We start from the raw sequence: 13,498 nt of genomic DNA, 5'->3' as shown, positions 1-13,498 counted from the left end.
CCCGCCCGTCGTCCGGCTCGGTCGGCGGGCGGGCGGGCTGCCCGCGGCTCGGTCCCCGGCCGACGCGTCCGGCCCCGGCGCGCCCGTCACCCGGCCGACGCGTCCGGCCCCGGCGCGCCCGTCACCCGGCCGACGCGTCCGGCCCCGGCGCGCCCGTCACACGGCCGACGGTTTCGGGCGGTTCGGGCCCTTTCCTGGCCGACAGGGCGTCGGCAAGGGTGCGGGTGCGGCGGGCGTAGCGTAGACGGCATGACGAAGTACGGATCTTTTCCCGGTACGCGTCCGAGGCGGCTGCGTACCTCGCCCGTCATGCGGCGGATGGTCGCCGAGACCCGGCTGCACCCCGCCGACTTCATCCTTCCGGCGTTCGTCCGGGAGGGCGTCGACGAGCCGGTGCCGATCACGGCGATGCCCGGGGTCGTGCAGCACAGCCGGGACAGTCTGAAGAAGGCCGCGCTGGAGGCCGTGGAGGCCGGGATCTCCGGGATCATGCTGTTCGGCGTGCCGGAGGACGACAAGAAGGACGCCCAGGGCACCGTCGGCACCGATCCGGACGGGATCCTCCAGGTCGCGCTGCGCGATGTGCGCGCCGAGGTCGGCGACGATCTGCTCGTCATGTCCGACCTGTGCCTGGACGAGTTCACCGACCACGGGCACTGCGGGGTGCTGGACGCCGAGGGGCGCGTCGACAACGACGCCACCCTGGAGCGGTACGCGGAGATGGCCCAGGTGCAGGCCGACGCCGGGGCCCATGTCGTCGGCCCCAGCGGGATGATGGACGGCCAGATCGGTGTCGTCCGCGACGCGCTCGACCAGATCGGGCGCGAGGACGTCGCCATCCTCGCCTACACCGCCAAGTACTCCTCGGCCTTCTACGGCCCGTTCCGCGAGGCCGTCGCCTCCTCGCTGCAGGGCGACCGCAAGACCTACCAGCAGGACCCGGCCAACTGGCGCGAGTCCCTGCGGGAGCTGGAGCTGGACCTCGCCGAGGGCGCCGACATGGTGATGGTCAAGCCGGCCGGCCCGTACCTCGACATCCTCGCCCGGGTCGCGGACGCCGTGGACGTGCCCGTCGCCGCCTACCAGATCTCCGGCGAGTACTCGATGGTCGAGGCCGCCGCCGCGAAGGGCTGGGTGGACCGGGACCGGGCCATCTTCGAGACCCTGACCGGCATCAAGCGGGCCGGGGCGCGGAACATCCTCACCTACTGGGCCACCGAGGTGGCCCGGAAGCTCCGCTAGTCCGCGAGGCCGTTCACCAGCCGGAGACGGCGTCCAGGTCCTGCTGCCAGTACGTCACCTTCAGCGCGCTGTCGTAGTGGACGCCCTTGGCCGGCAGGGCCGGGGTCGCGGAGGGGCCGCCGTCGCTGTTCGGGGTGGAGCCCTGGAAGGCCACGGTCAGCTTGTGGGCGGTCTGCCCGCCGGTGCCGCTGCCGTCGGCGGCCGACAGCAGCACACTGGCGTACCCCGACTCGCCGGGCGCCAGGGAGACCACGGCCTGCGGCCGGGTGTCCTCGTCCGCCTGCGGCACCCACTGCATCTGGTCGAACCGCAGGACCGGGTAGTACGGCAGGTCGCAGGTCTTGCCGCCGGTGTTCTTCACCGTGAGCAGCATGTGGTTGAGGGGCTGGTTGAGCGGCTGGGCGGTGACGGTGGTGTTGGTGCCGTTGCACAGCACCAACGACCTGCCGGTGCCGGCGCCCTGGCGGTCTTCGGTGGCGGACGGGTTCGGCTGGCTGCCGGGCGTGCGGGTGCGGGCCGCGGGCGTGCCGTTCGCCGTACCGCTTCCGTCGGAGCCGTTCCCGCTTCCGGTGGAGCCGTTGCCGTCGTCGGTGGCGTTGGCGGTGCGCTCCGGCGTCTTGGCCGCGGGGGCCTCGGCCGCCGTCGGCCGGGCGGCGCCCTCGTCCTCGGTGCCCGTGCCGCTGCTGCACGCCGTGAGCGCGAGGGCCGCGACGGCGGTGCCGGTGGCGGCGAGCAGACGGATGTGGCGCAAACGCATGGCAAGTCCTCTTTCGGGCTGGGCCGGTTGGCGTGCTTGGATGACCAACAGCCTGTGGGCAGGTTCGTCCCGACGCGAGCAGCTGCCGCCGATCCGGGACGCTGGAATGCCTACACAGGCGTTGACCTGTGCAAACGGGACCTCCCTGGAACAGCGGGGTGGGACGAGGGGGGAAGAGGGAACGGTGACGGAGGGCATGTCGGGAAGCGGTTTCGCCGAGTTGCTGCGGGAGTTGAAGGACCGCTCCGGGCACAGCTACGGCACGCTCGCCAAACGGCTCCACATGAGTACGTCCACGCTCCACCGCTACTGCAACGGGGACGCCGTACCGGCCGACTACGCCCCCGTGGAGCGGCTCGCCCGGCTCTGCAAGGCCACGCCCGGGGAACTGGTGGAGCTGCACCGGCAGTGGGTGCTGGCGGACGCGGGACGGGGGCGGAAGGAACCGGGCCGCAAGCCGGAGCCGGCCGCCGAGGTGGTCGCGGAGCCGGTGCGGGGGCCGGAACCGGAGCCGGTACCCGAGCCGGTACCCGAGCCCGATTCGGTGCCGGTGCCGGTGCAGGCGCGCGTGCCGGGGGCTGAGTCCGCACCCGAGCCCGAGCCCGGGTCCGTGCCCGAGCCGGTGTCCGCGTCCGAGCCGGTGTCGGGGGTGCGGGCAGGCGGTTCCCGGTACCGGAGGCGGCGGACCGTCCTCCTCGCGGCCCTCACCGTCACCGCGCTGCTCGGCACCGTGGCACTCGCCCTCAACCTGCCCTCCGGCGACGGGAGTCAGGACGGCAAGGGCGCCCTCGCGGATGCCGGTGCCGCCCCCCGCAGCAGTGCGCCGGTGACCCCGACGCCCGGCAGCAGCCCGTCCCCGCACCGGACCGCCTCCCACTCGCCCTCGGCCTCGGCCTCCCCCTCGGCCTCCGCCGGTCGCAGCAGCACGGCCGAGAGCAGGCCCGACGGCTCCGAGGCCGCGGGGAAGTCCCCCATGGCCGGCACGCCCCTGACGGTCAGCACGCAGCCCTACGCCTGGGTGGACCCCTGCTCCCAGCACTACCTGATCGACCGGCCGCCCACCGCCGTCTCCCCGCCGCCGCTGGAGCAGGACGCGCCCGCCTGGGTGGACGTGCACAAGGCGGTGTCGTCGGGGGAGCAGTTCGTCACCTTCACCGTGCAGGGCAGCGGTGAGGAGACGGTGGTCCTGGAGAAGCTGTCCGTGCGCATGGCGGGCAAGCGGTCCCCGCTCGCCTGGAACGACTACGCCATGGGCTACCCGGGCGTCGGCTGCGGCGGCGGGGTGCCGACCCGGTCCTTCACCGTGGCGCTGGACGCGATGCGCCCCGCTCCCGTGCCGGAGGCCGGCGGCCGGAACTTCCCGTTCAAGGTGAGCCAGTCCGACCCCGAGGTCTTCCATGTCACGGCCGACGCGTCCGCGTACGACGTCAGCTGGTACCTGGAGCTGTCCTGGTCCAGCGGCGACCGGCACGGCACGCTGGTGATCGACGACGGCGGCCGTCCGTTTCGCACCAGCGGCAACAACGGCCGTCCGGCGTACGCCTTCCCGCTCGGCGGCCAGAAGTGGAAACCGGCGGCGGACTTCGACTGAGGCTTCCTGCGGCGGGCGCGCCGAGGACAGCCGGGACCAGGGCTGTCGGGACGGCGCGGGTCAGCCCGCCACGGACCGCCCCGCCCCGGACCGCCCCGCCTCGGACCCGGCCGGGGCCGGACCCGGGGTGGCGCGGGGACGGGGCGGGCCGCTCGGGGCCGGTCCGGGGCAGTCCGGGTCAGTCCCACCAGAACGACCAACTGGTGGCCGTGATCAGCTCCTCGGCATACGCCTCCACGCTCCCCGGACCGCTCTGCACCACCGTGTTCGGACACAGGGCGTAGTGCTCGGCGGCCAGCACCTCCGCGTCCGCGAGGGTGCCGGGCGGCGCCGCGACGGACACCACCAGGGAGTCCAGGCCGAGCGCCACGACCCGTATGCCGAACCGGTCCTCCCACGACCGCAGCACCGCGCTGATCCGGGCCACGTCCGCCTCGTAGTTCAACGGGCCCGTCCACCCGATCGCCGCCGGTATGTCGGCGGACCGGCGGGCCGGGACCAGCGCCAGATGCGGTTCCTCGATCCACTCCACCCAGGCGCCCGGGTCGCTGTTCAGCGCGTCGGCGACCTGCGCGGCACGGGTCTCCGGATCGGCCGACAGCACACCGGCCGCCGCCAGCCCCGGCCACTCCGCCCCGAACGGCGCGATCTCGTCGCCGACGTGCCCGTCCGTCTCCTCTTCCCAGTACTCCGCGAGCACGTCCTCGACGTCATGGTCGCCCGGGTACGACGCCTTTCCGGGCAGCAGCGCCCAGTCCTCCACGCCGACCCGGCAAGAGGCCAGGTCCACCAGCACCGGCAACAGCCCCGCACGGGCCGCGGGCGCGCCCAGCGCCTTCCAGGTGCCGGGTGCGGACGCCTTCTCCGCGTGCCACAGCAAGGGCTCGTGCCAGGGCCCGTCGTCCGTCTCGTCTACCAGCCTGCCGGGCGGCAGTTGAAGGCCCAGGGAACGCCCGCTGGGGTCGGTGGCCAGCCTGGGCAGCGGGTTGGGAAGAGTCGCCATGCCAGTGACTGTAAGCGCCGCCACTGACAACGCCGTTGGACCGGCCCGACGGCTGCTTGAGGGTGGAGGGGAGGCCGCGAAGACCGCCCGGGTGACTTCCCGGGCGGCCCCGGTCAGACGAGGGTCGTGATGCAGAACGGGTGGCCCGCCGGGTCCAGCAGGACCCGCCAGCGGTCCGGCTGCGGCTGGTGCTCCGGCTTGGTCGCGCCCAGGGACAGCAGACGGGCCTCGGCGGTGTCCAGGTCCGCCACGCCCACCTCGATGTGGGCCTGCTTCTCCTGGGCCGGGTCCGGCCAGGTGGGGCGCCGGTAGTCGGCCAGGCGGCTGAAGCCGAGGCCCACGCCGTCCTTGCCGCCCAGGAAGACGAAGTCGTCGCCCGAGTAGGTGACGGGCAGGCCGAACATCTCGCCGTAGAAACGGGACAGTTCGGCGGGGTCCGCGCAGTCGAAGGTGACGGCGGCGAAGCGGAACGCGGGTGCGGAGGTGTTCTCTGTGGTCATGGGGGCGACGGTAGGACCCGACCCGGACAGTTCCGGTCCTGGTCATGGGGATCCATGGAAAAATTCGCGTCGTGCTCAGCGCCTCCACCCGTCTGCTGCGCCTGCTCTCGCTGCTCGCCGCCCGGCCCGCATGGACCTGCGCCGAGCTGGCCGAACGCATGGCGGTCACCGACCGCACCGTGCGGCGGGACATCGCCAGGCTGCGGGAACTCGGGTACACCGTCGACTCCGACGCCGGTCCGTGGGGCGGTTACCGGCTCCGCGCCGGGGCGCGCGTGCCGCCGCTCGTCCTGGACGACGAGGAGGCGCTGGCCGTGGCCGTGGGGCTGCGGGAGGCGGCGCTGAGCGGGGTGCTCGGCGGGGACCAGGCCGCGCTGTCCGCGTTGCTCAAGCTGCGGCAGGTGCTGCCGCCGCGGATCGCCGAACGGCTCGGGGAGTGGGACGACGCGCTGGTGCGGCTGCCGTGGTCCGAGGAGCCGCAACTGCGGCCGGGCATGCTGCTGGAGCTGGCCGCTGCCTGCCGGCGGGGGGAGCGGGCCCGGTTGTCGTACTGCGACGGGGCGGGCCGGAGCACGGTCCGGGACGTCGATCCGTACCGGCTCGTGCACACCGGCCGGCGCTGGTACTTCGTCGCGCGCGACGTGAGCCGGGGGTGGCGGACGTTCCGGGCCGACCGGGTCGAGCGGCTGGTGCCCACCGGGCAGCCGGTGCGGATCACCGACCCGCCCGATCCGGCGCGACTGGTCTCCCACAACACCGCGAACGGCCCCTATCCGCTGTCGGCCACCATCCGGCTGCCGCTGCCCATGGACCAGGCACTGCGGGTCGTACCCGCGACGATCGGCACGCACCGCCCCGACGGCCCCGACGCCACCCTCGTCGACATCGGCGGCCCGGACGCGGACGGCCTCGCCCGCTATCTCCTCGGCCTGGCGACGCCGCTGCGTGTCATCGCACCGGAACCGGTCCGGCAGGCTCTGGCACGCCGGGCCCGTGAGCTGTTCCAGGAGAACGCCTGAGGTTTCCGGCCGTCCGGCCCGCGTGCCGGGCCGTAGACGCGTCGTGGCGGCCCGAAGACTTCGGGCCGCCACGAGACTCACAGAGAACGATCAGGAGACCGACGCGCGCAGCGTTCGGTTCCCTTCGGCGTGTCGCGGTGGGAAACGGCCGGTCGGAAGGCCGATCCCCGCAACACGCCGAAGCGTCCGCCGTCAGAGCTTCTCGGGTGTCCTGATGCCCAGCAGGGCCATGCCCTGGTGCAGGGTGCGGGCCGTGAGGTCCACCAGGAACAGGCGGTTCTCCACGACCTCGGCCGGGTTGTCGGCGGACAGCACCTGGCACTGGTCGTAGAACGTCGTCAGGTGCGACGCCAGCTGGTACAGGTAGGCCGCCAGCTTGTGCGGCTCGTACGCCGTCGCCACCTCCAGCACCGTCTCCGCGAACTGGTCCAGGTGCAGGCCCAGCGCGCGCTCGGCCGGGGCCAGCGCCAGCTCCGGGTGCGCGACCGGGCGGGCCTCGCCGGCCTTGCGGAGGATGGACTGGATACGGGCGTAGGCGTACTGGAGGTAGACGGACGTGTCGCCGTTCAGCGAGACCATCTGGTCCAGGTCGAACTTGTAGTCCCGGACCGCGGAGGTCGACAGGTCGGCGTACTTCACCGCGCCGACACCCACGTAGCGGCCGTTCTCGACGATCTCCTGCTCCGACAGACCCACCTTCTCGGCCTTCTCCCGGACCACGGTCGTGGCCCGCTCGACGGCCTCGTCCAGCAGGTCCTGCAGCTTGACCGTCTCGCCCGCACGCGTCTTGAACGGCTTGCCGTCCTTGCCGAGGACCGTGCCGAAGGCCAGCTGCACCGCCGTCACGTCGTCGTTCAGCCAGCCGGCCCGGCGGGCGGTCTCGAAGACCATCCGGAAGTGCAGGGCCTGCCGGGCGTCCACCACGTACAGGAGGGTGTTCGCCTTGAGGTTGAAGACACGGTCACGGATCGCGGAGAGGTCGGTGGCCGCGTAGCCGTAGCCGCCGTCGGACTTCTGCACGATCAGCGGGACCGGGTTGCCGTCCGGGCCCTTGATGTCGTCGAAGAACACGCACAGCGCGCCCTCCGAGCGGACCGCGACGCCCGACTCCTCCAGCAGGCGGCAGGTCTCCGCCAGCATGTCGTTGTAGCCGGACTCGCCGACGATGTCCGGGTCCCGGACCTCCATGTCCAGCTTCTCGAAGACGGAGAAGAAGTAGATCTTCGACTCGTCCACGAACTTCTGCCACGTGGCCAGCGTCTTCGGCTCGCCGGCCTGGAGGTCGACCACCCGGCGCCGGGCCCGCGTCTTGAACTCCTCGTCGGAGTCGAACAGCTTCCGCGCGGCCTTGTAGAGGCGGTCGAGGTTCGACATCGCCTCCTCGCCCGAAGCCGCCGTGTCCTCGGCGGACGCCCGGTGGTCCAGCTCGTGCGGGTGCTCGTCCAGGTACTGGATGAGCATGCCGAACTGGGTGCCCCAGTCGCCGATGTGGTGGCGGCGGACCACGTTCTCGCCGGTGAACTCCAGGATCTGCACCACCGAGTCGCCGATCACCGCGGACCGCAGGTGACCGACGTGCATCTCCTTCGCCACGTTCGGCTGGGCGTAGTCGATCACCGTCGTGCCCGGGTGCGCGGCGGTCGGCACGCCGAGGCGGCCCGTCTTGTCCGCGTACCGTGCGGCCAGGTTCTCGGTGATCGCCTTGTCCGCGATCGTGATGTTGAGGAAGCCGGGGCCGGACACCTCGACGTCCTTGATCACGTCACCCGTCACCACCTGGGCGACGACCTGGGTCGCCAGCTCCCGGGGGTTCGCCTTCGCCTTCTTGGCCAGGGCCAGGATCCCGTTGGCCTGGAAGTCGGCCCGGTCGCTTCGTCGCAGCAGCGGGTCCGCGCCGGCGGCCTCCGGCAGGGTGGCCGAGAGGGCGGACGCGAGGTGCTGCTGGACGTTGTCGCTGAGGGACGTGACCGAGGCCATAGGAATGGGTGCCGTTCTCCTCGTGGGGCGGATGGTCCCCGCCAGTATCCCACGGGGGGTAAAGCCGTTTTCCCGGTCGAGGGGCGGTCTGTGAGAATGGGGTGTCACCCCGTTCAGAAAGAAGGACGTGCCGATCGTGGCTCAGAGCACCGAGACCACCGACTGGGTCTCCCGTTTCGCGGATGAGGTCATCGAGGAGTCGGAACGGCGGGCTTCGGGCGCGAAATCGTCGGCCGCCTCCGCCCCGCTGATCGTCGTCGCGTCCGGACTCTCCCCCTCCGGGCCGATCCACCTCGGCAACCTGCGCGAGGTCATGACGCCGCACCTCGTCGCCGACGAGATCCGCCGCCGCGGCCACCAGGTCCGGCACCTGATCTCCTGGGACGACTACGACCGGTACCGCAAGGTCCCGGCCGGTGTCGCGGGCGTCGACGAGTCCTGGGCCGAGCACATCGGCAAGCCGCTGACCTCGGTACCGGCCCCCAAGGGTTCCGCGTACCCGAACTGGGCCGAGCACTTCAAGGCCGCGATGACCGAGTCGCTGGCCGAGCTGGGCGTCGAGTTCGACGGGATCAGCCAGACCGAGCAGTACACCTCGGGCACCTACCGCGAGCAGATCCTGCACGCCATGAGGCACCGCGGCGACATCGACGCGATCCTCGCCCAGTACCGCACCAAGCCCAAGGCCAAGAAGCCGCAGCAGAAGGCCGTGGACGAGGCCGAGCTGGAGGCCGAGGAGGGCTCCGGCGCCGCCTCCGAGGACGACGGCAGCTCCGGCTCCGCCGGGTACTTCCCGTACAAGCCGTACTGCGGCAACTGCGAGAAGGACCTGACGACCGTCACCTCCTACGACGACGACAGCACCGAGCTGGCGTACACCTGCACCGCGTGCGGCTTCTCCGAGACCGTCCGGCTCAGCGAGTTCAACCGCGGCAAGCTGGTCTGGAAGGTGGACTGGCCGATGCGGTGGGCGTACGAGGGCGTCGTCTTCGAGCCCAGCGGTGTCGACCACTCCTCACCCGGATCGTCCTTCCAGGTCGGCGGTCAGATCGTCGGGATCTTCGGCGGCAAGCAGCCCATCGGTCCCATGTACGCGTTCGTCGGCATCTCCGGCATGGCCAAGATGTCCTCGTCCCGGGGCGGCGTGCCGACCCCGGCCGACGCGCTGAAGATCATGGAGCCGCAGATCCTGCGCTGGCTCTACGCCCGCCGCAGGCCCAACCAGTCCTTCAAGATCGCGTTCGACCAGGAGATCCAGCGGCTCTACGACGAGTGGGACAAGCTCGTCGGCAAGGTCGCCGACGGCTCCGCCCTGCCCGCCGACATCGCCGCCCACACCCGTGCCGTCGGCACCGCCGCCACCGAGCTGCCCAGGACGCCGCGCCCGCTGCCGTACCGCACGCTGGCGTCCGTCGCCGACATCACCGCGGGCCACGAGGACCAGGCGCTGCGCATCCTCTCCGAGCTGGACCCGGACCAGCCCCTGTCCTCGCTGGACGAGGCCCGGCCGCGCTACGACAAGGCGGAGGCGTGGATCAACACGCACGTCCCCGCCGACCAGCGCACCATCGTCCGGGACGAGCCCGACGCCGAGCTGCTCGAGTCCCTCGACGAGGCGTCCCGGCAGTCGGTACGGCTGCTGCTCGACGGACTCGCCGAGCACTGGTCGCTCGACGGGCTGACCCACCTCGTGTACGGCGTGCCCAAGGTCCAGGCCGGCTTCCCCGCCGACGCCACGCCGAAGGAGCTGCCGGCCGAGATCAAGACGGCCCAGCGGACGTTCTTCGCGCTCCTGTACCACCTGCTCGTCGGCCGGGACACCGGTCCCCGACTGCCCACGCTGCTGCTCGCGGTCGGGCAGGACCGGGTGCGGAAGCTGCTCGGGGAGTAGGACCGACCACGAAAAGGGGCCCCTTCACCGGGGCCCCTTTTTCACGTCCTCACGCGCGGGTCCTCACGCGATGTGGTCTTCCTGGAGTTCCGCGGTGTGCCGGTTGGTGAAGCGGTTGACCATCCGCTCGGCGTCCCCCTTGGGGAGCGCCATGCCGAAGGTGGCCTGCACATCGTCCTTGAACTGGCCGGCCGTCGGATAGCTGCCGTCGATCGACTTGCGGAAGACCAGGTAGAAGTCCTCCTCGGTCGGCTCCGGGTCCGCCGTGCCGCCGCCGTCGCCCAGCTCCCGGGTGCGGTTCGGCCCCACCGGGATGGGGAAGCTGCCCGTCTCCTCCGGGGAGGGCTGCTGGAACTGCTCCGGGGGCTGCTCCTCGTACCACTCCTCGTACTGCTCCTCGGGCTCGTACTGGGGCTCCGGGGGCGGCTCGTAGGTGGGGTCGTAGCCCCCGTGGTACTCGATCTCGCGCTGAGCCTGGAACCAGGGGCTCTCGTCGTCCTCCACGGCGGCGTTCGCCGGGTGCCCGGGGTGCTGGCGGGGCAGCTCGCGACGCTGCTCCACGGGACGCGCGCCGGCCGGTGCGACGGGCGCCGCCCCGGCGGTCCGACCGCCCACGGTCACGGCGGGTACCAGGCTCGGCTCGATGCCCGCCGCCGCCAGACCCGCCGGGGCCGTCTCCGCCAGCGGGACGCCGTACCGCGCCAGCCGCAGCGGCATCAGCGACTCCACCGGGGCCTTCCTGCGCCAGGCGCGGCCGAACCGGGAACGCAGGCGCGCCTGATAGACGAGACGTTCCTGCTCCAGCTTGATGACCTGGTCGTAGGAGCGCAGCTCCCACAGCTTCATGCGGCGCCACAGAAGGAACGTCGGCACCGGTGACAGGAGCCAGCGGGTGAGGCGGACGCCCTCCATGTGCTTGTCGGCCGTGATGTCGGCGATCCGGCCGATCGCGTGACGAGCCGCCTCGACCGCCACGACGAAGAGGACCGGGATCACCGCGTGCATGCCCACACCCAGCGGATCCGGCCAGGCGGCGGCACCGTTGAAGGCGATCGTCGCCGCCGTCAGCAGCCACGCCGTCTGGCGCAGCAACGGGAAGGGGATACGGATCCAGGTCAGCAGCAGGTCGAGGGCGAGGAGCACACAGATGCCTGCGTCGATGCCCACCGGGAACACATAGGAGAAGTTCCCGAAGCCCTTCTTGATGGCCAGCTCACGGACGGCCGCGTACGAACCGGCGAAGCCGATACCGGCGATGATCAGAGCGCCGCTCACGACCACGCCGATGAGCACGCGGTGCATCCGAGTCAGCTGCAGTGGCGCGGCCACTCGTACTCCCCTCCCCTTGCGTCTTCTTGCGCGCAACAGAGTGGCACACGTGTGCGCCGAACGTGGTGCCGGTCGGCCGCGACGGCCCCCCGGTCAGCTCTTGGCGGCGGCCGACTTGGACGGAGACGCGCTGGAGGAGGCCGACTTGGACGGCGACTTCGACGGCGACTTCGACGGGGACTTGGACGCCGGCTTCGCGGCGGACGTGGACGGCGACGCCGACCCCTCGGACGTCGAAGTCCCCGAGCCGCTCTGGCCGTTGGCCGACGACACCGCCGCCACGACCTCCTTGAGCGCCTTCTCCGCGGCCTTCGTCAGATCGTCCGCGTCGGGGGTCTTCTCGCCCGCCAGGCCCGCGCCGTTGTAGTCCAGGGTGACGACGACGTTCTCCACCCGGGCGACCACCGTCTGCTGCTTGAACAGACCTTCCTTCTTCTTCAGGTCGTAGCGCACGGCCGTGCTCTCCGCGCCGGTCCCGGACAGCGGCACCACCTTGGGGTTCTTGGCGCCGTCCACCGCCTGCGCGTCCTTGACCTGCTGAGTGAAGTACGCGTGCGCCTGGTCGTCGCCGGCGCCCCGGGTGGTGTCCGAGTCGAAGCGCAGCAACGAGACGTTCAGCCAGCGGAACTGGGAGCCATCGACCCCGTTGTTGTCCAGGCTGTTCCACGAGCACGACGCTCGCGAGGAGGGGTCGTCCGAGCTGCCCTTCTTGCTCGACTTCACGCCCTTGGGGACCAGATCGGCCAGCGTCTTCTTCGCCAGCGCCCCGCACGGGTCGGGAAGCTTCTGGTACGCGGCGGGCCGCACCGTGGGGGACGCGCTCGCCGACGGCCGGGTGCCACCGCCCGCCGCCTGCTCGGTGCTCGCGTCCCCGGACTTGCCCTTGGAGTCACCGGAGTCACCGGAGTCCGAGGAGCAGGCCGCGGTGATCAGGACCGCGGGGACGGCTGCCGCACAGACGAGAGCGAGGCGGAGGCGCCTGACTCGCTGGGCACGCTGGGCACGGTCGTCTCGCTGGGCTGCTCGCTGCATGGTTCCTTCACTCATGACGCTCGGTGTTCGTGCGGGTTCCTGCGGGGCCACCGTACGCGGTGGAAGAGCGGTGCGGTTTCCGTTCGCCCGCTTTGCCGGCGGGGGCGGAGGCGACCGGCGAGACCGTCAACTGTTCAGCGCGTCGTCCAGTTGAGAGGCCAGATTACGGGCCCTGTCCTGCATTTCCTTGCTGTCGGGGACCGTTCCCGTGGCCGTCGGCTGCTCCTCGTACTGGAGGGTGACGACCACGTTGGACGTGCGGAACACCACAGTCACCGTCCGCTGTTCGGCCGTCGAGCCGGAGGTGCCGAGCCGGTCGTCCAGGTACGCCTCGTCACCGAGATCGGAGAGCGTACGCGGCTGGAGATCGGCGGGTGTGGTGCCGTCGGACGAGCCGGCGGCACCCGAGGCGTCCGAGGCGCTGGAGGTGGCGGACGACGCCGAGGACTTCGAGGACGGCGGCGCCTTCGCGGGCGAGGCCGACGACGAGGCGGTGCCGCTCGGTGAACCCGTCGAGGACGCGGTGGGCGTCGGGGAGGAGGGCGGTGCGGAGGAACTGCTCGGCGCCGGGAGGTCGGCGGCGGTCTCCTTCTCCTGGTACAGCTTCTGCGCCTGGTCGTCGTCGCTGACCGCGTTGTCGTACGACACCACGCGCTCCAGGTCGACGGAGAGGCGGTCCGTGGCGTCGGCCGACTCGACCTTCCAGTGGCAGCCGACCTTGCGGTCGGTGTCGTAGGTGAGCGCGGCCTCGCCCTGGTAGGCCTTGTCCCGCTGGACCGGGTCGGCGATCTGCTGGATGCCCGGCAGCAGCGCGTTCAGGGTGTCGTGGCCGACCGCGCCGCAGGGCTCCGGGAGCGTGCGGTACTTGCCGGGCTGGGCGGCCACCGTCGCCGTGCCGGCGTCGCCCGGGTTGGCGTTGTCCGTCGGACCGTCGTCCCCGGAACCGCTCGTGCAGCCGGCCAGCAGGGCCGCGAGGAGGGCGGCGATGCCGGTGGTGTACGCCTTCCGCTGCACGGTCGGGCTCCTCTCGACGGATCACTCGGTGTGGCCGGGCCAGTGTCCCCGCTGGTTATTCGCTTGCCGCGGCGGGGCGCCCCCGGCAGACAATGTGTATCGCACGCACCGCCGTGGACGCCGGTCCCTTGTCCCTTTTCGTA

General features: G+C 71.9%; 11 protein-coding genes. 4 read left to right on the top strand and 7 right to left on the bottom strand.

Features of this window, described 5'->3' with window-relative positions:
• Positions 1-249 precede the first annotated feature (249 nt).
• Positions 250-1,242, top strand: coding sequence for a porphobilinogen synthase (gene hemB / locus ACZ7KF_RS32700; protein ID WP_471083200.1), 993 nt, complete (start codon positions 250-252; stop codon positions 1,240-1,242).
• A gap of 13 nt (positions 1,243-1,255) precedes the next feature.
• On the opposite strand, the gene ACZ7KF_RS32695 is transcribed toward hemB, so the two are convergent.
• Positions 1,256-1,999: a DUF4232 domain-containing protein gene (locus ACZ7KF_RS32695; RefSeq protein WP_471083197.1), complete on the bottom strand. Its 744-nt coding sequence runs from the start codon at positions 1,997-1,999 to the stop codon at positions 1,256-1,258.
• A gap of 196 nt (positions 2,000-2,195) precedes the next feature.
• On the opposite strand from ACZ7KF_RS32695, the gene ACZ7KF_RS32690 reads away from it, so the two are divergent.
• Complete coding sequence (locus ACZ7KF_RS32690) at positions 2,196-3,590, top strand: helix-turn-helix domain-containing protein (protein WP_471083194.1); 1,395 nt, start codon at positions 2,196-2,198, stop codon at positions 3,588-3,590.
• A gap of 178 nt (positions 3,591-3,768) precedes the next feature.
• On the opposite strand, the gene ACZ7KF_RS32685 is transcribed toward ACZ7KF_RS32690, so the two are convergent.
• Both ACZ7KF_RS32685 and ACZ7KF_RS32680 read right to left on the bottom strand, forming a co-directional pair.
• Positions 3,769-4,593 carry a DUF4253 domain-containing protein gene (locus ACZ7KF_RS32685; RefSeq protein WP_471083191.1) on the bottom strand — a complete coding sequence of 275 codons (825 nt, stop codon included), beginning with the start codon at positions 4,591-4,593 and terminating at the stop codon, positions 3,769-3,771.
• A gap of 113 nt (positions 4,594-4,706) precedes the next feature.
• A complete protein-coding gene (locus tag ACZ7KF_RS32680) occupies positions 4,707-5,093 on the bottom strand; it encodes a VOC family protein (protein WP_471083188.1) in 387 nt (128 codons plus the stop codon).
• A 71-nt stretch (positions 5,094-5,164) separates the two neighbouring features.
• Here ACZ7KF_RS32680 and ACZ7KF_RS32675 point away from each other — a divergent pair, with 71 nt between their 5' ends.
• Positions 5,165-6,112, top strand: coding sequence for a helix-turn-helix transcriptional regulator (locus tag ACZ7KF_RS32675; RefSeq protein ID WP_471083184.1), 948 nt, complete (start codon positions 5,165-5,167; stop codon positions 6,110-6,112).
• Between the two features lie 192 nt (positions 6,113-6,304).
• Here ACZ7KF_RS32675 and argS read toward each other — a convergent pair whose 3' ends face one another.
• The gene (gene argS, locus ACZ7KF_RS32670; RefSeq protein WP_471083181.1) at positions 6,305-8,089 is read right to left on the bottom strand and encodes an arginine--tRNA ligase; all 1,785 of its coding nucleotides are present in this window, start codon (positions 8,087-8,089) and stop codon (positions 6,305-6,307) included.
• A 127-nt stretch (positions 8,090-8,216) separates the two neighbouring features.
• On the opposite strand from argS, the gene lysS reads away from it, so the two are divergent.
• Positions 8,217-9,980 carry a lysine--tRNA ligase gene (gene lysS / locus ACZ7KF_RS32665; RefSeq protein WP_471083178.1) on the top strand — a complete coding sequence of 588 codons (1,764 nt, stop codon included), beginning with the start codon at positions 8,217-8,219 and terminating at the stop codon, positions 9,978-9,980.
• A 63-nt stretch (positions 9,981-10,043) separates the two neighbouring features.
• Here the strand turns inward: lysS and ACZ7KF_RS32660 are convergent, their stop codons facing one another.
• From ACZ7KF_RS32660 to ACZ7KF_RS32650, 3 genes are all read right to left on the bottom strand, one after another.
• Positions 10,044-11,282, bottom strand: coding sequence for a DUF2637 domain-containing protein (locus ACZ7KF_RS32660; RefSeq protein ID WP_471083265.1), 1,239 nt, complete (start codon positions 11,280-11,282; stop codon positions 10,044-10,046).
• 120 nt (positions 11,283-11,402) lie between these two features.
• Positions 11,403-12,341 (bottom strand): DUF3558 family protein, encoded by a 939-nt coding sequence (locus ACZ7KF_RS32655; protein WP_471083175.1) that lies wholly within the window; start codon positions 12,339-12,341, stop codon positions 11,403-11,405.
• A 126-nt stretch (positions 12,342-12,467) separates the two neighbouring features.
• A complete protein-coding gene (locus tag ACZ7KF_RS32650; RefSeq protein WP_471083172.1) occupies positions 12,468-13,355 on the bottom strand; it encodes a DUF3558 domain-containing protein in 888 nt (295 codons plus the stop codon).
• Positions 13,356-13,498 lie beyond the last annotated feature (143 nt).

This window comes from Streptomyces sp. NPDC038200, from assembly GCF_055600785.1.
This window is presented reverse-complemented; position numbering and strand designations above follow the sequence as displayed.

What these genes read in the sequence shown, in the direction of transcription:
- hemB (WP_471083200.1), top strand. Translation starts at nt 250, where the DNA reads ATGACGAAGTACGGATCTTTTCCCGGTACGCGTCCGAGGCGGCTGCGT.
- ACZ7KF_RS32695 (WP_471083197.1), bottom strand. Translation starts at nt 1,999, where the DNA reads ATGCGTTTGCGCCACATCCGTCTGCTCGCCGCCACCGGCACCGCCGTC.
- ACZ7KF_RS32690 (WP_471083194.1), top strand. Translation starts at nt 2,196, where the DNA reads ATGTCGGGAAGCGGTTTCGCCGAGTTGCTGCGGGAGTTGAAGGACCGC.
- ACZ7KF_RS32685 (WP_471083191.1), bottom strand. Translation starts at nt 4,593, where the DNA reads ATGGCGACTCTTCCCAACCCGCTGCCCAGGCTGGCCACCGACCCCAGC.
- ACZ7KF_RS32680 (WP_471083188.1), bottom strand. Translation starts at nt 5,093, where the DNA reads ATGACCACAGAGAACACCTCCGCACCCGCGTTCCGCTTCGCCGCCGTC.
- argS (WP_471083181.1), bottom strand. Translation starts at nt 8,089, where the DNA reads ATGGCCTCGGTCACGTCCCTCAGCGACAACGTCCAGCAGCACCTCGCG.
- ACZ7KF_RS32660 (WP_471083265.1), bottom strand. Translation starts at nt 11,282, where the DNA reads ATGCACCGCGTGCTCATCGGCGTGGTCGTGAGCGGCGCTCTGATCATC.
- ACZ7KF_RS32655 (WP_471083175.1), bottom strand. Translation starts at nt 12,341, where the DNA reads ATGCAGCGAGCAGCCCAGCGAGACGACCGTGCCCAGCGTGCCCAGCGA.